Source organism: Streptomyces sp. NPDC021212, from assembly GCF_044332925.1.
In the GTDB taxonomy this organism is placed as follows: domain Bacteria; phylum Actinomycetota; class Actinomycetes; order Streptomycetales; family Streptomycetaceae; genus Streptomyces.
Genome location: NZ_JBIRPZ010000006.1, coordinates 83,079 through 100,649 on the forward strand (window position 1 = coordinate 83,079; position 17,571 = coordinate 100,649).

At 73.0% G+C, this 17,571-nt stretch carries 20 protein-coding genes; 7 read left to right on the forward strand and 13 right to left on the reverse strand.

Annotation, left to right across the window (positions count from 1 at the left end):
* Window positions 1-59: 59 nt before the first annotated feature.
* Together ACH4SI_RS17435 and ACH4SI_RS17440 are read right to left on the reverse strand one after the other, a co-directional pair.
* Window positions 60-1,643, reverse strand: a complete 1,584-nt coding sequence (locus ACH4SI_RS17435; protein WP_398296613.1) for an alkaline phosphatase D family protein — start codon at window positions 1,641-1,643, stop codon at window positions 60-62.
* Window positions 1,644-1,764: 121 nt separating this feature from the next.
* Window positions 1,765-2,511, reverse strand: a complete 747-nt coding sequence (locus tag ACH4SI_RS17440; RefSeq protein ID WP_398296614.1) for an SDR family oxidoreductase — start codon at window positions 2,509-2,511, stop codon at window positions 1,765-1,767.
* Window positions 2,512-2,681: 170 nt separating this feature from the next.
* On the opposite strand from ACH4SI_RS17440, the gene ACH4SI_RS17445 reads away from it, so the two are divergent.
* Entirely contained in the window at window positions 2,682-3,428 is a 747-nt protein-coding gene (locus ACH4SI_RS17445; protein ID WP_398296615.1) for a GntR family transcriptional regulator, read from the forward strand.
* Between the two features lie 21 nt (window positions 3,429-3,449).
* Here ACH4SI_RS17445 and ACH4SI_RS17450 read toward each other — a convergent pair whose 3' ends face one another.
* The 3 genes from ACH4SI_RS17450 to ACH4SI_RS17460 form a co-directional block, all read right to left on the reverse strand.
* Window positions 3,450-4,637 carry an ROK family protein gene (locus ACH4SI_RS17450; protein WP_398296616.1) on the reverse strand — a complete coding sequence of 396 codons (1,188 nt, stop codon included), beginning with the start codon at window positions 4,635-4,637 and terminating at the stop codon, window positions 3,450-3,452.
* A gap of 68 nt (window positions 4,638-4,705) precedes the next feature.
* Window positions 4,706-5,359: a response regulator gene (locus ACH4SI_RS17455; RefSeq protein WP_398296617.1), complete on the reverse strand. Its 654-nt coding sequence runs from the start codon at window positions 5,357-5,359 to the stop codon at window positions 4,706-4,708.
* A gap of 4 nt (window positions 5,360-5,363) precedes the next feature.
* Window positions 5,364-6,578, reverse strand: a complete 1,215-nt coding sequence (locus tag ACH4SI_RS17460) for a sensor histidine kinase (RefSeq protein ID WP_398296618.1) — start codon at window positions 6,576-6,578, stop codon at window positions 5,364-5,366.
* A gap of 207 nt (window positions 6,579-6,785) precedes the next feature.
* Here ACH4SI_RS17460 and ACH4SI_RS17465 point away from each other — a divergent pair, with 207 nt between their 5' ends.
* Window positions 6,786-7,964: an abortive phage infection protein gene (locus ACH4SI_RS17465; protein WP_398296619.1), complete on the forward strand. Its 1,179-nt coding sequence runs from the start codon at window positions 6,786-6,788 to the stop codon at window positions 7,962-7,964.
* A 40-nt stretch (window positions 7,965-8,004) separates the two neighbouring features.
* Entirely contained in the window at window positions 8,005-8,424 is a 420-nt protein-coding gene (locus ACH4SI_RS17470; protein WP_398296620.1) for a hypothetical protein, read from the forward strand.
* Window positions 8,425-8,426: 2 nt separating this feature from the next.
* Here ACH4SI_RS17470 and mug read toward each other — a convergent pair whose 3' ends face one another.
* The 3 genes from mug to ACH4SI_RS17485 all read right to left on the reverse strand — a co-directional run bounded on the left by mug (window position 8,427) and on the right by ACH4SI_RS17485 (window position 11,450).
* Entirely contained in the window at window positions 8,427-8,987 is a 561-nt protein-coding gene (gene mug, locus ACH4SI_RS17475; RefSeq protein ID WP_398296621.1) for a G/U mismatch-specific DNA glycosylase, read from the reverse strand.
* 198 nt (window positions 8,988-9,185) lie between these two features.
* On the reverse strand, window positions 9,186-10,619 hold the full coding sequence (purB, locus tag ACH4SI_RS17480) for an adenylosuccinate lyase (protein ID WP_398296622.1): 1,434 nt from the start codon (window positions 10,617-10,619) through the stop codon (window positions 9,186-9,188).
* A 60-nt stretch (window positions 10,620-10,679) separates the two neighbouring features.
* Entirely contained in the window at window positions 10,680-11,450 is a 771-nt protein-coding gene (locus ACH4SI_RS17485) for an SGNH/GDSL hydrolase family protein (protein ID WP_398296623.1), read from the reverse strand.
* Between the two features lie 66 nt (window positions 11,451-11,516).
* On the opposite strand from ACH4SI_RS17485, the gene ACH4SI_RS17490 reads away from it, so the two are divergent.
* Window positions 11,517-11,729, forward strand: coding sequence for a hypothetical protein (locus ACH4SI_RS17490; protein WP_398296624.1), 213 nt, complete (start codon window positions 11,517-11,519; stop codon window positions 11,727-11,729).
* Window positions 11,730-11,878: 149 nt separating this feature from the next.
* The gene (locus ACH4SI_RS17495) at window positions 11,879-12,100 is read left to right on the forward strand and encodes a hypothetical protein (protein WP_398297104.1); all 222 of its coding nucleotides are present in this window, start codon (window positions 11,879-11,881) and stop codon (window positions 12,098-12,100) included.
* Between the two features lie 23 nt (window positions 12,101-12,123).
* On the opposite strand, the gene ACH4SI_RS17500 is transcribed toward ACH4SI_RS17495, so the two are convergent.
* From ACH4SI_RS17500 to ACH4SI_RS17520, 5 genes are all read right to left on the reverse strand, one after another.
* Window positions 12,124-13,128 carry a hemolysin family protein gene (locus tag ACH4SI_RS17500; protein WP_398296625.1) on the reverse strand — a complete coding sequence of 335 codons (1,005 nt, stop codon included), beginning with the start codon at window positions 13,126-13,128 and terminating at the stop codon, window positions 12,124-12,126.
* Window positions 13,125-14,480 carry a hemolysin family protein gene (locus ACH4SI_RS17505; RefSeq protein ID WP_398296626.1) on the reverse strand — a complete coding sequence of 452 codons (1,356 nt, stop codon included), beginning with the start codon at window positions 14,478-14,480 and terminating at the stop codon, window positions 13,125-13,127. Before ACH4SI_RS17505 ends, ACH4SI_RS17500 begins: the two co-directional genes overlap by 4 nt.
* Before the next feature lie 104 nt (window positions 14,481-14,584).
* Window positions 14,585-15,010, reverse strand: a complete 426-nt coding sequence (locus ACH4SI_RS17510; protein WP_398296627.1) for a GNAT family N-acetyltransferase — start codon at window positions 15,008-15,010, stop codon at window positions 14,585-14,587.
* Window positions 15,011-15,020: 10 nt separating this feature from the next.
* Complete coding sequence (locus tag ACH4SI_RS17515; RefSeq protein WP_398296628.1) at window positions 15,021-15,956, reverse strand: LLM class F420-dependent oxidoreductase; 936 nt, start codon at window positions 15,954-15,956, stop codon at window positions 15,021-15,023.
* Window positions 15,957-16,037: 81 nt separating this feature from the next.
* Complete coding sequence (locus ACH4SI_RS17520; protein WP_398296629.1) at window positions 16,038-16,856, reverse strand: ABC transporter ATP-binding protein; 819 nt, start codon at window positions 16,854-16,856, stop codon at window positions 16,038-16,040.
* 101 nt (window positions 16,857-16,957) lie between these two features.
* Here ACH4SI_RS17520 and ACH4SI_RS17525 point away from each other — a divergent pair, with 101 nt between their 5' ends.
* Complete coding sequence (locus tag ACH4SI_RS17525) at window positions 16,958-17,191, forward strand: antitoxin (RefSeq protein WP_055551448.1); 234 nt, start codon at window positions 16,958-16,960, stop codon at window positions 17,189-17,191.
* Window positions 17,188-17,559: a fic family toxin-antitoxin system, toxin component gene (locus ACH4SI_RS17530; RefSeq protein ID WP_398296630.1), complete on the forward strand. Its 372-nt coding sequence runs from the start codon at window positions 17,188-17,190 to the stop codon at window positions 17,557-17,559. The genes ACH4SI_RS17525 and ACH4SI_RS17530 overlap by 4 nt, the downstream gene beginning before the upstream one ends.
* Window positions 17,560-17,571: the final 12 nt, after the last annotated feature.

Sequence of the window (17,571 nt, forward strand, 5' to 3'; positions counted from 1 at the left end):
GGCGGTACGGTACGCGCCTCCCCAAAAAAGGAGACGCGTACCGCACGCGTGGGCTCCCGCTACTGGCCGACCAGCCCCGGCTTGAGCGCCTTGGTGAACAGCACCGCGCCGCCCACCTCCAGCAGCCGGACCGTCAGCTCGCCGCTGCCGCCGTCGATCTCCACCTCGCCGTAGAACTGGTAGCCCTCGGCGGGCGAGACGTTCGCCCGGTTCGGCGCCTTGAGAAACGGCTGCTCCGGGCCGAAGGTGCCGTCCAGCTTCACCGCCGGGAAGGAACCCGCGTTCAGCGGGCCGGTCACGAACTCCCAGAACGGCGCGAAGTCCTTGAACGCCGCCCGCGACGGGTCGTAGTGCTGCGCCGAGGTGTAGTGGACGTCCGCCGTCAGCCACACCGTGCCGGTGATCTTCTGGTGCTTGATGTGCCGCAGCAGCTCCGCCAGCTGCAGCTCACGGCCGAGCGGGGCGCCCGGGTCGCCCTGCGCCACGGCCTCGAAGTCGCTGGTCCCGTCCGGGACCACCAGACCCAGCGGCATGTCGCAGGCGATCACCTTCCACACCGCGCGCGACCGCGACAGCTCCCGCTTCAGCCAGGTCAGCTGCTCGGCGCCCAGGATGCCCTGGGTGTCCTCCGGCTGGCGGCCGGGCGAGTTGGCGTCCCGGTACGTACGGCAGTCCAGCACGAAGACGTCCAGCAGCGGGCCGTGGTGCTGCACCCGGTACACGCGGCCGCTCGCGTCCGGCCGCAGCGTGCTGATCGGGAAGTACTCGGCGAACGCCTGCCGGGCGCGGGCCGCCAGCACGTTCACGTTCTTCTCGGTGTAGCGGTCGTCGGTCAGGATCTCGCCCGGGTACCAGTTGTTCAGCACCTCGTGGTCGTCCCACTGGGTGATGGTCGGCACCTCGGCGTGGAACCGGCGCAGATTCTCGTCCAGCAGGTTGTAGCGGAAGTTGCCGCGGTACTCGTCCAGGGTCTCGGCGACCTTGGACTTCTCCGGCGTCATGATGTTCCGCCAGGTCGAGCCGTCGGGCAGCTTGACGGTCTCGGTCAGCGGGCCGTCGGCGTAGATGTTGTCGCCGCTGCACAGGAAGAAGTCCGGGTTGCGGCGGCGCATCTCCTCGAAGGCGCGGTAGCCGCCGCGGTCCGGGTCGATGCCCCAGCCCTGCCCCGCCAGGTCGCCGGACCAGACGAAGCGCACGTCCTCGCGGCGCTCCGGCACCGTGCGGAACGTCCCGTAGACCGGCTCGCCGGTGCGGCGCGGGTCGTCCGGGTCGGCGAGCAGCACCCGGTAGTGCACCTGGCCGCCGGCCGGCAGGCCGTGCAGCGCGGTGCGGCCGGTGAAGTCCGTGCCGGGCCCGAGCAGCGGCCCCTCCCAGCGGCGTGGGCGGGTGAAGGACTCCGTCGCTGAGGTCTCCACGATCATCCGTGCCGCGCGGTCGGAGCGCACCCACACCAGACCCGAGGACGACGTCACATCGCCCGCCTGCACGCCCCACCGGGCGCTCGGACGGCCCGACAGCGCCTGCGCGGGCGCGGCCGACGCCACCCCCGACGCGGCGGCGGGCAGCGCCAGCGCCGCGGACGCGGCCGCCGACCCCTGCAGTACCGTCCGCCGCCCGATCCCTCTGCCGGATTCCCTGGCCATGGTGGAGCCTCCCGTTGCTCGTAGAACAGCTGTGCAGGTCCGTTGCTATCGGTGCGAGATGCCTCATTACCGAACGCACAGTGAACAGCAGCCCTTTCCCGGGCCCGGTCCGGCTACACCTCTACAGGCCGCCCGCTACCCGCAGCACCGCTCCCGTCGTGTACGACGCCTCCGGGGAGAGCAGCCACGCCACCGCGCCCGCGATCTCCTCCGGCTCGCCCGGCCGCCCCATCGGCACCCGGTCCCGATTCCGCCACGGCCGCTCCGGGTCGCCCATCCGCGCGTGGATGTCGGTCAGCGTCATGCCCGGCTGGACCGAGTTGACCCGGACCCCCTCCGCCGCCAGCTCCTTCGACAGGCCCACCGTCATCGCGTCCACGGCCGCCTTGCTGGCCGCGTAGTGCACGTACTCCCCGGGGCTGCCGGTCGTCGCCGCGCCGGAGGAGATGTTGACGATGGCGCCGCCCTGGCCGCCGTGCCGGGTGGACATCTCGCGCGCCGCGCGCCGCGCGCACAGCAGGGCGCCGGTCACGTTGACGTCCACGACCCGCCGCATCACCTCGGACGACGTCTCGGTGAAACGGCCCAACGGCCCGGTGACCCCGGCGTTGTTGACCAGCCCGGTGATCGGGCCCAGCTCCTCCCGCACCGCGTCGAACATCGCCTCGACCTGCTCCGCGACGCTCGTGTCGGCCTGGACGACGGCGGCCCGCACCCCCTCCGCGCGCACCAGCTCCGCACACCGCTCGGCGGCCTCCCGCGCCTGCTCGTAGCCGATGGCGACGCTGTGCCCGGCGCGTGCCAGCCGCACCGCCACCGCCGCCCCGATGCCGCGACTGCCGCCCGTCACCACAGTGACCTGGTCCATTGCCTCAGCTCCCGCCCCGTACCGTTCCCGAATGATCATCGACGATAGCTGATCGTGTATTGGTCTTGACCAAGTGTGTGCCCCGCCCTATGGTCGCATTGATACTGCAACAATGTTTAATAAATAAGCACGCATAAAGTCCGCATGCATAAAGACTGGGGGAGATCAGGGTGGGGACCTCACAGCTCGAATCGGTACCGGAGCCGAAGTACTGGCATCTGAAGACCGTGCTCAGCGACGCGCTCGACTCGGAATTCGCGGTCGGGGAGATCCTGCCCAACGAGCGCGAGCTGGCCGCCCGCTTCGGCGTCGCCCGCGCCACCCTCCGGCAGGCCCTCGAACAACTGGAGCTGGAGGGCAGGCTGCAGCGCCGCCGAGGGGTCGGCACCACCGTCGCGCCGCCGCGCGTCGGCGTGGCCGTCGGGGACTACACCCACACCTGGACGGAGGCTGCGGGCGACGACGCCTGGGCCTGCGTCGACAGCGTCGAGGCGGTGCCGCCCGCCGCGGTGATGCGGCTCCTCGACACCGACCCCGACACCCCCGTGCACCAGGTCCGGCGCACCCGGGTGAGCCAGGGCCAGCCGCTCGCCGCCGAGCTGCTGTACGTACCGCCCGCGTCCGTGCCCGGCCTCGCCGCCCTCGACGGCCCCGGCGGACTGGCCCGTGCCCGCGCCGTACTGCGCGAGCTGAGCCGGCTGAAGCTGGAGGGCCGGGAGCAGTCGGTGGAGCTGGGGTCGGCCCGGGCGGACGACGCCAGGGAGCTGGACCGGCTGCCCGGCGCCCCCGTTCTCGTGGTGACCACCCGCTACGTCGGGGAGCACCGCACCGCGGCGGTCGCCGTGGCCACGTACCGCGCCGACACCTGCCGCCTCACCTTCGGCGACCCGGGCGGCGTCGAGCTGCTGGCGGGCTGACCCGGCCCGCGCCCGGAGGTCTCAGCGACCGCGGCGCGCGGTGACCGTGCCGTCCACCGCGAACAGCTCCGCCTCCACATGGTCCAGCGCCAGCCGCAGCGCACCCGTCGTCACCGCGGCCTCGCCCAGCAGGGACTGGGCGACCTGCGGCGGGCGCAGACAGTGGCGGGCCAGTTCGTCGCGGAGCGGGTCCAGCATCCCGGACAGCTCCGCGGCCCAGCCGCCCACCACGACCACCTCGGGGTCGAGCGCCAGCACCAGGGCCGCCGTGTCGTGCACCAGCCGCCGGATGAAGCGGTCCACGGCCGCGCGCGCCCGGGCGTCACCGTCCCGGGCGAGCGCGAAGACCCGTACGACCTGCGCCTCGTCCAGGGGGTTCAGCGGTTCGCCGGTGGTGGAGAGCGTCTCTTCCGGGCTGGCCTCGCGGCCCAGCAGATGCAACGCGCCGATCTCCCCGGCCGCACCGCCGTGGCCGCGGTGCAGACGCCCGCCGATCAGCGATCCGGCTCCCGGGCTCAGCCCGGCCAGTACGAAGACCACATCGTCCGAGCCGGCCGCGGCGCCCTTCCAGTGCTCGGCCACGGCCGCCGCGTTCGCGTCGTTCTCCACCAGCACCGGGCACTGGAACGAGCGCCGCAGCCGCTCCCCGAGCGGCAGGCCCGTCCAGCCCGGCAGGGCGGTGGACAGATGCACGGTGCCGTCGGCCTCCACGATGCCGGGGCTGCCCACCCCGACCGCCCGCAGCGAGCTGCGCTCGACCCCGGCCTCCCGCAGCAGATCCGCGGCGGCGGTCCGCACCCGCTCCAGCCGCTCGTCCGCCGGTGCCTTCTCGGACACCTCGCGCACCGTCGAGCTGAGCGCTCGCCCGTCGAGGTCCGACAACAGTGCGGCGACCCGGTGCGCCCCTATCTCGATGCCCAGCAGATGTCCGGCCTCGGCGCGGAAGCGGAAACGGCGCGCGGGGCGGCCCTGGCGGCGGACTCCGCCCTCCTCGGCGGGCACCTCCGCCGCGAGCCCGCTGTCGATCAGCCCGTCGACCACGCCCTCGACCGTGGGCCGGGACAGCCCGGTGGCCAGGGTGAGGTCGGTGAGGGACGCGGACGCGGCGTCCGGTGGCGCGGAAGCGGTCGCGGCGCGCAGCGCCTGGAGCACCACGGCGGAGTTGATGCGCCGCAGCAGGGACGGATCCCCACCGGTCAGCCGCCCCACGTCCGACCCCCTCCCAGTGCGTGTGTGCCGGATCGTATCTGCTGGGCTCGTCGGCGGCACCTGTCCGGTCAGGTCCGCGGGCGGGCGTCGTGGGTGAGGAGGGCGAGCTGGACGCGGTTGTCCAGGTCCAGCTTGGCCAGGGCGCTGGAGAGGTGGGCCTTGACCGTGCCGACGGAAAGGTGCAGACGGAGGCCGATTTCGGTGTTGGACAAGCCCTCGGCAACCGCCTCGGACACCTCGCGCTCCCGAGAGGTGAGCAACGCGAGCCGCTGCCGGGCGCGTTCGGCCCGGTCGTCCGGTCCCGTCGCCGCGTGCGCGATGAGGGCCCGCGTGGCGGACGGCGACAGGGCGGGCTCGCCGTGGGCGGCCCGCCGTACCGCCTCCACGATTTCCTCGGGCGCCGCGTGTTTGACGAGGTACCCGGCGGCGCCCGCGCGCATCGCCTCCAGCACCAGCCGGTGTTCGTCGAAGGTGGTCAGCACGATCACCCGCGGGGACGGGGAGCCGCCGCGGGTGAGGGCCCGGGTGGCGGCGAGCCCGTCCATGACCGGCATCCGGATGTCCATGAGGACCACGTCGGGCTCGTGTGCGCGGACGGCGGCGGCCACCTGGGCCCCGTCGGCCGCCTCCCCGACGACCTCCATGCCGTCCGCACCGCGCAGCATCATCTTCAGCCCGGTCCGCACCAGGGGGTCGTCGTCGGCCAGCAGCACTCGGATCATGGCGTCACCTCGCGGGCCACGGTAGCCGGGCGCGCAGCGTGAAGGTGCCGTCGGCGGCGGTGTGGTCGAGGGTGCCGCCGTCGAGCCGGACGCGTTCGGCGAGTCCGGTGAGACCGGTGCCGGTGCCCGGGATCGCCTCGCCGGTGCCGGTGCCGGGAGCGGCGGGCAGCCCGTTGCGGACCTCCACCGTGAGGCCGTCGCCCGGTCCTCCGGACAGGCGCACGCCGACGGGGGCATCGGGTGCGTGCTTGCGGGCGTTGGTCAGGCCCTCCTGGACCACCCGGTAGACGGTCCGGTGCAGTTGTGACCGCAGGTCGCGGACGTCGGCGGCGGTCAACTCGGTGCGGAAGTCCACCGGCCGGCCCGTGGCACGGGCGTCCGCGACGAGACCGTCGATGTCCTCGATCCGTGGCAGCAGCGACACCGGCTCGCCGCCGCCCTCCGCGTGCAGCAGGCGCAGTACCTCCTGCAGCTCCTCCACGGCCTCGTGCGCGTTGCGCCGGATCACCTCGGCGCTCTCGGCGACCTCCGCGCCGTCGAGTGCGGGTCCGGCGCCCGCCACCGCCTGCCGGGTGCGGTAGGCGAGCGCGCCCGCGTGCACGGAGAGCAGGGAGACGCGGTGCGCGAGCACGTCGTGCATCTCGCGGGCGATGGCCTGGCGTTCGTCGCGGCGGGCCTCGGCGAGCCGACGCCCGTGTTCGGCCCGAGCCCGAGCGGCGTCCACGCGCAGCCGTTCGACGAGCAGCCGCCGGGAACGCAGGGCATGGCCCCAGGAGAAGGCGGCCAGGAGATAGGCCAGCGAGAAGGCGGCGTCGAACCACAGGTCGCCGGCCGTCCCCGACAGCAGCAGGCCGGAGGGCACCATGAACAGCACGTACGCGCCGAGCGTCAGCAGCGCCCGCCGCCAGCGGAGACGGAGCGCGACGTTGGTGACGATCACCGCGCACGCGGGCAGGGCGCTGGTCCCCAGAGCCACCGCGGGCAGCCCGATCAGGGCCACGGCGAGCGGGTGGCCACGCCGCCACCACAGCGCGACGCAGGCCACGAGCCCCAGCAGCGGGTCCGCCTCCGCCGCCCACCCCGGCAGATCACCCTGCTCCTTCGCCACACCGAGGACGACCATGCCGAGGAGCACGGCCGCGCAGAAGAGCGCCGCGTCCACTGCCCAGTCGCGCCAGGCGCGCCCGGCCGGGAGGGCGAGGTCGAGGCCGTTGGTCATGACGAGAAGGTACGCGGGCCACCGAGGGCGGCACATCGGCCCATCGGCCGGACCGCCCTGGCCACTTGGCAGAGACAGATGGCGGCGGCCGGCACTTCCGGCGACGACGGCAGGCCCTCCGCCCCTCTCGCGGTGGACCATCGGCGCATGGTGCCCGCGCCGGTGCCCCCGGCAGGCTGCTGCCAACCGGAAGACGGGAGAGACGACATGGGCGCAGCCCAGATCAGCAGGGTGCGGTTTCTGCGGCTCGCGGGGGCCGTCGCCGTCGGCGCGGCACTGCCCGCCGGGCACGCCGCCGCGGCGGGGCGACACCCCGTCACACGTACCACCCCGGCCCCTCGGCGGCGGGGATGGGACGCGGGGCCTGGCGGCGGGGTGCGATACCGCGGGGTCGTCTACGAGGTGGGGGAGGGCGAAACACCGGCCACGGCGTGGAACGCGGATCGCACCCGGGCCGATCTGCGGGCGATCCGCAGCGCACTGCACGCCGACACGGTGAAGGTCACCGGCGACGGCGTCGAACGGCTCACCCGCACCGCGGCCGAGGCGGCCGAGAACGGTCTCCACGTATGGCTGGAGCCGACCCTCGGTGACGTGCCCGCCCGGGACATCCTCGACCACCTCGCGGAGACCGGACGGTTCGCCGAACGGCTGCGCCGCCAGGGTGCCCGGGTACATCTGAACGTGGGGTGTGAGTTCCTGCTGTTCGTCCCCGGGATCGTGCCCGGCGCCACCGCGGCCGAACGGATCGACAACCTGCTCAAGGGCAACTACGACCCGGTCACGACCGCCCGGCGGCTGCGCCGCTTCACCGCGCGGGCCGCCGCCGTCGGCCGCTCGGTCTTCCGCGGGCCCCTGTCGTACGGGGCCGCGCAGGACGAGGACGTGGACTGGGACCTGTTCGACCTGGTGTGCGTCGACTACTACGGCTGGTTTCCGCACCGCACCGGACACGTCCGCGAACTGCGCAAGCACCAGCGTCACGGCAAGCCGCTCGCGATCACCGAGTTCGGCTCCTGCACCTTCGAGGGCGCACCGCGCCTGGGCGGCATGGCCTGGGACGTCGTCGACTACACCACGACGCCACCGCGGGTGAGGAAGGGCCTGGTGCGCAGCGAGCGCACCCAGGCCGCGTATCTGACCGACGTACTCGACGTGTTCGAGTCGATGAACCTGTACGCGGCCATGGCCTACACCTTCGTCACGCCCGACGCCCCCCACCGCCGCGAGCGGCGGCTCGACCTGGACATGGCCAGTTACAGCCTGGTGAAGGTGATCCGGGACCGCCCGGCCGATCCGGACTCTCCCTGGCACTGGGAGCCCAAGGAGTCGTTCGATGCCCTGGCCGGAGAGTACGCCCGCCGACGACGAAGCCCGGGCCCATGACGGGCGGCCAGATGTCGGTCCTGGGTTGTTTACTGATGGCATGACCAGTACGGCGGACCACCTGGCCACGATCGACGCCCTGCGCGCCCGGGAGTTTCCCGCGCAGCGCCGCGGCCCGGGGTTCCACGTCGCCGACCTCCGGGTGAGCGAGGACTTCTGGGACGCGGACCTGACCCGGGTGGAGGAGGTGCTGGAGGAGTTCGAGGCCGAGCTGGCCGTTCTCGTCCAGGTGTTGACCTTACGGTGGGGCGCCCCCGGCGTCCTCGACCTCGACGACGTCCTGGAGCGCTCGGCGATGGGGGAGCCGGTGCCGCCGCCGCTCGACGACCTGTGCGGTTACGTACCCGAGCTGTACGTCTGGCGCCTGGAGGGACGCTGGGTCGGGCTCGGGGTGGGGCAGGGCGACCGTGAGCTGCCGTTCCAGCTGGTGGTGGCGATAGGGGAGGACAGCGCCGCCTGACGTCAGGAACGGCCCTCCGCGTCGCCCTCCGCGTGGGCGGCGGCGCGCAGCCGGGCGTACTCCTCCGCCATCGCCGCCGCCGTCCAGTGCGCGTTGAGCCCGCTGGGGTTGGGCAGGGCCCAGATCCGGGTGTCCCCGATCGTCCGTTCCTGCGGGCCGATCTTGGCCCGCTTGTCGCCGAACGCGACCCGGTAGGCGGTGACCCCCGCCACCGCGAGCCAGCGCGGCCGCAGGCGGCGGACCTTCTCCTCCAGGATCCGGCCGCCCTCCCGGTATTCCTCATCGGTCAGCTCGTCGGCACGCGCGCTGGCCCGGGCGACCACATTGGTGATGCCCAGACCGTAGGACGGCGGCTCGCCCTGTTCGGAGGGGTGCAGCCGCCTCGGGGTGAACCCCGAGGCGTGCAGGACGGGCCAGAACCGGTTGCCGGGGCGGGCGAAGTGGTGGCCGGTGGCGGCGGTCATCAGCCCGGGATTGATGCCGCAGAAGAGGACCCGCAGACCGTCCCCGACCACATCGGGGACGAGGCGGTCGCGGACGGCCTCCAGCTCCTCGGGGGTCACGGGCGGCGTCCAGGGGGTGTCTTGCCGATCATGCCGGGCTCCCGACGCCCGGCACGGCACCTCGCGGCCCCGCGCTCGTCGCACGCAGCGCCGCTGCGCTCTCCTCACGCGGGTTGCGATGCACCGCGCCCCCAGCTACCGCTGGGAGGTGCCCCCTGACGCCCGCTCGCTGATCCGGCCTGATCGACAAGACACCCCCTAGAGGATCGAGCCCGGGGCGTACGCCGCGGCCTCGGGGTGCTGCTTGACGACCTCCTCGATCCGGCCCACCACCGTGCCGACCTGGTCGGCGGCCGCGCCCGTGAACGACAGCTTGTCGGCCATCAGGGCCTCCAGCTCCGCCAGGCCCAGCGGAATCCGCTCGTCGGCGGCGAGGGAGTCGAGCAGCTCGTTGCGCTCGGCGCCCTGCTCGCGCATCGCGAGGGCGGCGGCGACCGCGTGCTCCTTGATCGCCTCATGGGCGATCTCGCGGCCCACCCCGGCCCGCACGGCGCCCATCAGCACCTTGGTGGTGGCGAGGAAGGGCAGGTAGCGGTCCAGCTCGCGGGCGACGACGGCGGGGAAGGCGCCGAACTCGTCGAGCACGGTCAGGAAGGTCTCCAGCAGCCCGTCGAAGGCGAAGAACGCGTCCGGCAGCGCGACCCGGCGCACCACCGAGCAGGACACGTCGCCCTCGTTCCACTGGTCACCCGCCAGCTCGCCGGTCATCGAGGCGTAGCCGCGCAGGATCACGGCGAGGCCGTTGACGCGCTCGCAGGAGCGGGTGTTCATCTTGTGCGGCATCGCGGACGAGCCGACCTGGCCCGGCTTGAAGCCCTCGGTCACCAGCTCGTGCCCGGCCATCAGCCGGATCGTCTTGGCCAGCGAGGACGGGGCCCCGGCCAGCTGCACCAGGGCGGTGACGACCTCGTAGTCCAGCGAGCGCGGGTAGACCTGGCCGACCGAGGTGAACGCCTGCGCGAAGCCCAGGTGACCGGCGATCCGCCGCTCCAGCTCGGCGAGCTTCCGAGCGTCGCCGCCGAGCAGGTCCAGCATGTCCTGCGCGGTGCCGACCGGGCCCTTGATGCCGCGCAGCGGGTAGCGGCCCAGCAGCTCCTCCAGACGCCCGTAGGCGACCAGCAGCTCGTCCGCCGCGGTCGCGAAGCGCTTGCCGAGCGTGGTGGCCTGGGCGGCGACGTTGTGCGAGCGGCCCGCCATCACCAGCTCGGCGTGGTCGGCGGCCAGCTTGCCGAGGCGGGCCAGCACGGCGACCGTACGGTCGCGCACCAGCTCCAGGGAGAGCCGGATCTGCAGCTGCTCGACGTTCTCGGTCAGATCGCGGGAGGTCATGCCCTTGTGGACGTGCTCATGACCGGCGAGGGCGTTGAACTCCTCGATGCGGGCCTTCACATCGTGCCGGGTGACCTTCTCGCGCTCGGCGATCGAGGCGAGGTCGACGTCCTCCAGGACCCGCTCGTAGTCGGCGAGGGCGGCGTCCGGCACCTCGATGCCCAGGTCCTTCTGGGCACGCAGGACGGCGAGCCACAGCCGCCGCTCCAGCGTCACCTTGTACTCGGGGGACCACAGGACGGCCAGCTCCGCCGAGGCGTAGCGGCCGGCCAGGACGTTCGGAATGCGCGGCTTACCAGTCACGTGGACAGAGTCTACTGGCCGTATCCCCAGGCCAGACCGGTGCCCACCGGTCTGGCCCGGTCAGCCCTCGTACGGCAGCAGTTCGGCCCGCTTCGGGGCCCGGCCGTCGCCCGAGGAACGGCCCGTCAGCCGCCGGGCGACCCACGGCCCGAGGTGCTCGCGGGCGAACCGCGCGTCCGAGGTGCGGCGGGCCAGCCAGCCCGGGCGGACCGCGGGCGGCAGCGGTGCGTCCCAGTCCCCCTCCGGCTCATGGCCCAGCGCCTGCCAGACGGCCTCGGCGACCCGCCGGTGCCCCTCGGCGTTCAGATGGAGCCGGTCCTCCGCCCACATCCGGGGATCGCCGACCGCCTCGGAGGCGTACAGGTCCACGACGAGCGCGTCATGCCGGACGGCCAGCTCGTCCACGAAGGAGAACAGCCGCTCCATCCGCGGCCGGAACCGCGCGAACACCGGGCCGCGCCGCCCGGGGCTGCGCATCAGCACCAGCTGCTTGCAACTGGGCGCGAGCCGCTCGGCCGCCTCCTCCAGCAGCGCGCACACCCGTCCGACGTCGCATTTCGGCCGGAGGACGTCGTTGCCCCCGCCGACGAGCGTCACCAGGTCCGCGCCCATCGCGGCCGCCGGGCCCGTCTGCTCGTCCACGATCTGGCGGATCAGCTTCCCGCGCACCGCGAGATTGGCGTACCGGAACCCTGGGGTGCGGGCCGCCAGCCGGGCGGCGAGCAGATCCGCCCAGCCGCGGTAGCCGCCGTCCGGGTGGGCGTCGGACATGCCTTCGGTGAAGGAATCGCCGAGCGCTACAAAGCTTGTATAGGTGGTGTTCGTCTGCATGGCTCGGACGATCTTATCCGGTGCACGCGGGCTGCGCGGCGGCTGTGGCACGCGCATCATGAGCCAATGGCGATGACCCACATCTATTTCGAGGGCGGTGCCCGGAACGGGACGACGGCGAGCTGGAACCTCGAACCCGGCGCGGACATCTACGACGACAACATCTTCCGGCCGCCCGAGCTGTACCGGCGCACGGACCGTACGAAGGTGATCGGGCACGTCGAATACGTGGTCTTCCGCTACGACCCGATGGGCGCGCGGCCCGGCCGCCGGCCCTGAGGACCCTTCTGCGCACATGGCCGGGAATCTGCGGCCGGGGCGGCGCGCGGGTGGGTACGGGTCGCTCGGTTGGGCGGAGCAGGGTTCCGGAGGGCGCGGAGTGGGGCAGTCTGGTCCGCGTGGATGCCTTTGAATGCGACCGTACGACCATGGCGATCGTCGCCGCCGCGCTCGCCGACGACGGTGAGGGCGCGGCGGCCCTGCTGGAGCCGATGGAGACGCGCGATGTGTGCCGGGTCGCCGTCCGGCTCGCCGCGATGGCCGCCGACGCGCTGCTGGCCGTGGCCGAGGAGGGCGGCGGCGGACGGGAGGAGGCGCTGGCGCACTGGCAGGCGTGCATCATCGCCCATGAGTCCAGACGGGACCGGTGACGGACCGGGACCGCCGGTCCTCGTCACGCCACCAGGAGGCGCAGCACGTCCTCCATCGTGACCAGCCCCTCCAGCCGCTCCTCCGCGCCGACGACGGGCGCCAGATGGGTCCCGCTGTCGCGCATCGCGGTGAGCACGTCGTCCAGCGGCGTCTGCGACCGCACCCGGACGACCGGCCGCAGTTGATCGGGGCGGAACGCGACATCGCGCGGATGCGCGTCCAGCGCGTCCTTCACATGCAGATACCCCACGATCCGCCCGGAGTCGTCGAGCACGGGGAAGCGGGAGAAGCCGGTTTCGGCCGACATCCGCTCCAACTCCTCCGGGGTCACCCCGATCCGCGCCGAGACCACCCGGTCCATCGGCAGCACCACGTCCCGCACCGGCCGCCGGCCCAGCTCCAGCGCGTCCCGCAGCCGCTCGGCACCGCGGTCGTCCAGCAGTCCGGCCTCACTGGAGTCCGCGACCATACGCGCCAGTTCGTCATCCGAGAACGTCGCCGCCACCTCGCCGCGCGGCTCGACCCGCATCAGCTTCAGCAGACCGTTGGCGAAGGCGTTGACCGCGAAGATGACCGGGCGCAGCGCCCGCGCGAGCCCCACCAGCGACGGCCCGAGCAGCAGCGCGGAGCGCACCGGCTCGGCCAGCGCCACGTTCTTCGGCACCATCTCGCCGACCAGCATGTGCAGATACGTCGCCAGGCTCAGCGCGATCACGAACGAGACGGGAGGGACAAGACCGAGCGACAGCCCGGTCGCGTGGAACAGCGGCTCCAGCAGATGCGCGATGGCCGGTTCCGCGACGGCACCCAGCACCAGCGTGCACAGCGTGATGCCGAGCTGGGCCGCGGCCAGCAGCGCGGAGACGTGTTCGAGCCCCCACAGCACGGCCCGCGCCCGGCGGTCGCCCCGCTCGGCGTACGGCTCGATCTGGCCGCGCCGCACCGAGATCAGGGCGAACTCGGCGCCGACGAAGAAGGCGTTCGCGACCAGCGACAGCAGGCCGATCAGCAGCTGGACGGCGATCATGGGCCCGGCCCGCCCCGGTCCCGGCCGTGAGTCCGGTCGTGATCATGGGGGAGCGGGGCGTGCAGCCGCACCCGGGCGGCGCGGCGGCCCGCCGCGTTCACCACCTCCATCCGCCAGCCCTCCGGCTCGACGGTGTCGCCCACGACCGGGATACGGCCCAGCTCGGCCGCGATCAGCCCGGCCAGCGTCTCGTACGGCCCCGGGGGCACCCGCAGCCCGATCCCCTCCAGCTGATCGACCCGGGCGGCGCCGTCCGCGTCGTACACCGCCCGGCCCTCGGCGTCCTCGCCCGCCGGGGCCAGGCCGGGGGTCTCGTGCGGATCGTGCTCGTCGCGCACCTCCCCGACCACTTCCTCGACGATGTCCTCCAGGGTGACGACCCCGGCCGTGCCGCCGTACTCGTCGATGACCACGGCCATGCTGCGCCTGGCCGAGAGCCGGTCCAGCAGCCGGTCCACGGTGAGCGACTCGGGGACCAGCAGGGCCTCGTGCATCAGCTCGGACACCGGATGGCGCGGCCGCGCCTCGGCGGGGATCGCGAGGACGTCCTTGATGTGGACGACGCCGGCCACCGCATCCAGGCTGTCGCGGTGGACGGGGAAGCGGGACAGCCCGGTGGCGCGGGTCGCGTTGGCGACGTCCTCGGCGGTGGCCCGTACGTCCAGCGCGATCACCTGCACCCGGGGCGTCATCACGTTCTGCGCGGTCAGCCCGCCCAGATTGAGGGTGCGGACGAACAGCTCCGCGGTGTCCTCCTCCAGCGCGCCCTCCTTCGCGGAGTGCCGGGCGAGCGCGATGAGCTCCTGCGGGCCGCGGGTCGAGGCCAGCTCCTCGGTGGGCTCCAACCCCATCCGGCGCACCATGCGGTTGGCGGTGTTGTTGAGGTGGGCGATCAGCGGGCGGAAGGTCGCGCTGAAGACGCGCTGCGGGGTGGCGACGGCCCGTGCGACCGGCAGCGGGCGGGAGATCGCCCAGTTCTTGGGGACCAGCTCGCCGACCACCATCATCACCACCGTCGACAGCGCGGTGCCGACGACGAGGGCCACCGAGCGGACGGCGGAGGCGGGCACCCCGATCGCGGCGAGCGGCCCTCCCAGCAGCGCGGCGATGGACGGCTCGGCGAGCATGCCCACGACCAGGTTGGTGACGGTGATGCCGAGCTGCGCGCCCGAGAGCTGGTACGTCAGACCGCGCACGGCCTTCAGCGCGCTCTCCGCCCCGCGCTCGCCGCGCTCCGCCGCCCGCTCCAGCTCGCTGCGCTCGACCGTGGTCAGCGAGAACTCCGCCGCCACGAATCCACCGCATGCGAGCGCCAGCAGGAGCGCCACGACCAGGAGGAGGACTTCGGTCATCGGTTCACCTCCGTCCCATGATCCGGCAGGGACCGGAGGAGCGCGCGACGGGAGAAGCCGCGCACTCTCATGGTAAAGGCGCGGCAAAGCGCCGCGTGGCGGCGTCAGGGCGTCAGCGGCTTCACCCAGCGGCTCCACTGCGGCTCCCGGGCGTAACCGGCCGCGCTCCACGCCTGGTGGGCGAGCGCGTTCGCGTCGAGCACCATGGCGTCCCCGCGCCGCCCGCCCAGCGCGGCGAACCGCTCCTCGGCCGCCGTGAGCAGCGCGGTCGCCACGCCCCGGCGCCGGTGGGCGGGGTGGACGGCGAGCCGGTACAGATGGCAGCGCCAGCCGTCGAAGCCCGCTATGACGGTCCCGGCGAGCGCCCCGTCCCGCTCGGCCAGCAGCAGGGACTCGGCGTCCCGGGCGATCAGCCGGGCCACCCCGTCCCGGTCGTCGCTGATGCTCGTCCCTTCCGCGGCCTCGCGCCAGAAGGCGAGCACGGTGTCGGCGTCCGAGGGGGTGGCGTGGCGGATGTGAAGATCACTCATGGCGGCAAACCTAGCGGTCCCGCAGCTCCTCGATCACCGGAGCGAAGGCCTCCATATGGTGCTCCAGCACGGTGAAGTACGAGAAGCCGAAGCGCTCGCGCTGGGCCCGCAGCTGGTCCGCCATGTCCTGGGGGGCGCCCAGTAGCAGCGCGGGGTGTTCCAGCAGCTGGTCCTCGGTGAGGTCGGGGGCGTAGGGCTGCAGCTCGCGGGCCTTGGCGCGGCGGTCGTCGGTGGCGTCGACCATCTGGATCAGATAGTTCAGCTCGGCGGGCTCCCTGGTGGCACCGGCGGCACCGTCGGCGTCGGCCTTGGCCTCGGCGTCGGCTTCGCCGGCGAAGCGGCGGAAGGCCGCCACCCGCTCCTCCAGCGCCGCCGGGCTGATCAGCTTCACCGGGCCGGGCGCGTCGTCCGGAGCCTGGACCGCGCCCGTGAAGGCCGCGATCTCCGCGTGGCGCGCGGCCACGCGCAGCAGCCGGCTGCCATTGCCACCCAGCAGCAGCGGTGGGCGCGGCGACTGCGCGGGCCGCGGCTGCTGCTCGGGATCGGCCAGTAGCCGCTCCAGCTCACGGACGGTGTGCTCCAGATGGTCCACCCGCTCGCGCGGCGATCCGAACGGCAGCCCGGCGCTGTCGTGCTCGGCCTTCACGTACCCCGCCCCCAGGCCCAGCTCCAGCCGTCCGCCGGTGAGCGTGTCGCAGGTGGCCACCGAGCGGGCCAGCAGGGCCGGGTTCCAGAAGCCCAGGTTGAGGACGAAGGTGCCGAGCCGTGGCCGCTCGGTGGTCTCGGCCGCGGCCACCAGCGCCGCGAACGGGTCGGGGTTGCCCAGATGGTCGGGGACCAGCAGCACGTCGTAGCCCAGACCCTCGGCGCGGCGGCACTTCTCGCGCCACGCCGGGGCCGATGCGAGCGTGAACAGATTGACTCCGAAGCGGAACGGCCTTGCCATGAGCCTCTCCTTGATCGGGAATGGCCCGAACCTATCGGAGAACGGCACTCACAGGGCGGCCTTGTGCTCTCGGCAGAGCGCTCAGTAACCCGCGTCGGCCACCGGGCCGTCGGATGCCGCGGTGTACGCCCGGGTGAAGATCTGCATGCGGCTCAGCACCGAGTCGGCCGTGGGCCGCTCCATCCGGTCCACGATCCGGCCGTCGTCGAGGAAGAGCACCAGGTCGGAGTGGGCGGCGGCGCTCGGGTCATGGGTCACCATGACCACCGTCTGGCCCAGGTCGTCCACCGCCTCGCGCAGGAAGGTCAGCACCTCCAGGCCCGCCCGCGAGTCCAGGTTGCCGGTCGGCTCGTCCGCGAAGATCAGCTCGGGGCGGGAGGCCAGCGCCCGCGCGCAGGCCACCCGCTGCTGCTGGCCGCCGGACAGCTGGGCGGGCCGGTGCTTCAGACGGTCCCGCAGCCCCAGGGTGTCGATGACCCGCTCCAGCCACTCCGGGTCGGGCTTCTGCCCCGCGATGTCCATCGGCAGGGTGATGTTCTCGGCCGCGTTCAGCGTGGGCAGCAGGTTGAACGACTGGAACATGAAGCCGATCCGGTCGCGGCGCAGCTGGGTGAGCTGGCGGTCGTTGAGCCCGGTGATCTCGGTGTCGCCCAGCCAGACCTGGCCCGCGGAGACCGTGTCCAGCCCCGCCAGGCAGTGCATCAGCGTGGACTTGCCGGAACCGGACGGCCCCATCACCGCGGTGAACCTGCCCCGCTCGATCTCCACGTCCACCGCGTCCAGGGCGACCACGGCGGTCTCGCCGCTGCCGTACGCCTTGGTCAGGCCGCGGGCCCGGGCCGCCGCGCGGGCGCCGCCCTCCGCGTACCCGCCTGTCTTCGTTGCCGCCGGTGTGGACACAAAAGCCTCCCGTGTCGGAACGTTTTGCCCTCGATGGTAGGGACCGTCCCCGCTTTCGCGCGCGGCTGGCGCTGCTAGCGTTTATGCGCTAGCGTGACAGCGTGGCCAAAACACAGCTGAACGTCCGGGTCGACGAGACCACCGCTGAGGTGGCCCGGGAGCGTGCCCTTCAGCGGGGAGTGAGCGTGAACCGCTACATCGAGGAGCTGGTGCGCAAGGACGCGGGCGAGGTGGGTCATACGTTCGTGGAGGCCGCGGCCGACTTCATGAAGCAGTACCAGTCCGTCTTCGACGAGGAGTTCGGCCGGGAGCTCGGAGGCGAAGCGCGCCGTTGACCGTGCGTATCGACCTCGCCTGGCTTCTGATGATCGCCGAGCACAACACCCCGGGGGACCCGCGCGTCACCGACTACGGTGCGCTGGTGGCCGCTGTGAGCCGGCACGAGGCGGAGATATTCGGCACCCCGATCTACGAGGACCCGCAGACCCGCGCCGCCGCGCTGTTGCAGCTGCTGCTCCTGGTCCCGGCCCTGGAGCGCTCGAACGCGCTGTTCGCGTCGGCCGTCGCGTACGCGTACCTGGTGGCGAGCGGGCTGAAGGTGGCCATCTCACCCGAGCGGGTGCGGGACCTGGCGCGCCTGGTGCACGACGGCGCGGTGGATGTGCACGCGATCGCGGACGAGCTGCGCAGCTGGAGCGTCTAGCCGTATTGATGA

What these genes read in the sequence shown, in the direction of transcription:
- ACH4SI_RS17435 (WP_398296613.1), bottom strand. Translation starts at nt 1,643, where the DNA reads ATGGCCAGGGAATCCGGCAGAGGGATCGGGCGGCGGACGGTACTGCAG.
- ACH4SI_RS17510 (WP_398296627.1), bottom strand. Translation starts at nt 15,010, where the DNA reads ATGAGTGATCTTCACATCCGCCACGCCACCCCCTCGGACGCCGACACC.
- ACH4SI_RS17455 (WP_398296617.1), bottom strand. Translation starts at nt 5,359, where the DNA reads ATGATCCGAGTGCTGCTGGCCGACGACGACCCCCTGGTGCGGACCGGG.
- ACH4SI_RS17485 (WP_398296623.1), bottom strand. Translation starts at nt 11,450, where the DNA reads ATGCAGACGAACACCACCTATACAAGCTTTGTAGCGCTCGGCGATTCC.
- ACH4SI_RS17505 (WP_398296626.1), bottom strand. Translation starts at nt 14,480, where the DNA reads ATGACCGAAGTCCTCCTCCTGGTCGTGGCGCTCCTGCTGGCGCTCGCA.
- ACH4SI_RS17460 (WP_398296618.1), bottom strand. Translation starts at nt 6,578, where the DNA reads ATGACCAACGGCCTCGACCTCGCCCTCCCGGCCGGGCGCGCCTGGCGC.
- ACH4SI_RS17500 (WP_398296625.1), bottom strand. Translation starts at nt 13,128, where the DNA reads ATGATCGCCGTCCAGCTGCTGATCGGCCTGCTGTCGCTGGTCGCGAAC.
- ACH4SI_RS17490 (WP_398296624.1), top strand. Translation starts at nt 11,517, where the DNA reads ATGGCGATGACCCACATCTATTTCGAGGGCGGTGCCCGGAACGGGACG.
- ACH4SI_RS17495 (WP_398297104.1), top strand. Translation starts at nt 11,879, where the DNA reads ATGGCGATCGTCGCCGCCGCGCTCGCCGACGACGGTGAGGGCGCGGCG.
- ACH4SI_RS17440 (WP_398296614.1), bottom strand. Translation starts at nt 2,511, where the DNA reads ATGGACCAGGTCACTGTGGTGACGGGCGGCAGTCGCGGCATCGGGGCG.
- ACH4SI_RS17465 (WP_398296619.1), top strand. Translation starts at nt 6,786, where the DNA reads ATGGGCGCAGCCCAGATCAGCAGGGTGCGGTTTCTGCGGCTCGCGGGG.
- ACH4SI_RS17470 (WP_398296620.1), top strand. Translation starts at nt 8,005, where the DNA reads ATGACCAGTACGGCGGACCACCTGGCCACGATCGACGCCCTGCGCGCC.
- ACH4SI_RS17515 (WP_398296628.1), bottom strand. Translation starts at nt 15,956, where the DNA reads ATGGCAAGGCCGTTCCGCTTCGGAGTCAATCTGTTCACGCTCGCATCG.